Genomic DNA, 1,304 nt, shown 5'->3' on the forward strand with positions numbered 1-1,304 from the left:
GGCTGGCCCGAGGTCGCAATACCTGCCGCCCACCCACGGGCCCGGCGGCAGTTCGTGCGACCCGGACGCCCCACCTGCGGCATGTCGCGCGACCTCGCGACGAACCCGCCAGCACACGCCGAGGTCGCAATACCTGCCGCCCACCCACGGGCCCGGCGGCAGTTCGTGCGACCCGGGCACCTCACCTGCGGCATGTCGCGCGACCTCGACCAGGTCACGCCCGTGGTCGAGCCGACGATCGCGCGACGAACGCCTGACGAAGCCGCTCGAAGAGGACCGCAGGACGGTCGACGTCCCCTCGATTCACATGGAGGACAAGCCATCCCTCCACGGTCATGGAGTTGTCCCGGCGCTGATCGTGCTCGAACGTCGCACGCTCGCGATGGTGGTCCCCGTCGTACTCCAGTGCGATCCGGAGCTCCGGCCAGCCCATGTCCACTCGCGCCAGGAACCGCCCTGCACGGTCGAACACCTCGATCTGGAGTTCCGGTTCAGGGAACCCCGCGTCCACGACCGCAAGACGCAGCCACGTCTCCATCGCTGACTCAGCCCCGACGCGGATGAGCTTGACGGCCGCACGTGCAACGGCGACGGAGCGCTGCCCGGGAAGGATCGTGGCGGCCAGGGCGTCGACCGTCGTCCGGTCTGGCCGTCCGACGAGGAAGTCTCCGACCGCCACGAGCTGTCGGACGCTCAGCAGCCCAGCGCACTCGCGCCACGCATGTTCCGGCCCGCTGACTCGTACGCCGGCCCGCAGCACCACGGCCGCCGCGGATCGACGTCGGTGTCCGACGACACCGGGCCGACGCATGAGCGGGCCGGCGCCGATCGTCGTGACGTGCAGGCTGCCCTCGAACTGGCGCGGGAGCGGAGCACCCCAGAGCTCGACAGCGGTCGTGTGACTGAGGTGTTGATCTGGGCGCATCACGAGTGCGAGCGCGGCGACGGGCGACATCAATGCAGCTGCCGACCGGACGCCGTGCACCGGGCGGGCGAGGTCCCGCCGGCGGAGTCGACCCGGATCGACCCCGGCCGCGAGTGCGTCGCAGACCCGGAAGCCGTTCGGATCGAGTTCGTCGGGGAGTGGAGACGGCCGAGGCATGGCGAGAGTGTGGCGGTGCGGTGCGAGCCGCGACCATCCTTCGAGCCGAACTGTGGAGAACGTGACGACCCGCGCCTCCTGTGCGTTGTGCGCTGGTCGCACAACACGCCGCGGGCGGGACGGTGAGGTCGCACGAGCTGCCGCCCGTCGCGCTCTTGGGCGGCAGCTCGTGCGACCTCACCGTCCCGCCCGCGGCGTGTTG

At 71.2% G+C, this 1,304-nt stretch carries 1 protein-coding gene; it reads right to left on the minus strand.

Annotated features, from left to right (window positions below; translation table 11 throughout):
- Nucleotides 1-214: 214 nt before the first annotated feature.
- Nucleotides 215-679, minus strand: a complete 465-nt coding sequence (locus JSX79_RS18010) for an endonuclease domain-containing protein (protein WP_229087568.1) — start codon at nucleotides 677-679, stop codon at nucleotides 215-217.
- Between the last annotated feature and the right edge of the window lie 625 nt (nucleotides 680-1,304).

Source organism: Curtobacterium sp. GD1 (assembly GCF_020882855.1).
Taxonomy (GTDB): Bacteria; Actinomycetota; Actinomycetes; order Actinomycetales; family Microbacteriaceae; genus Curtobacterium.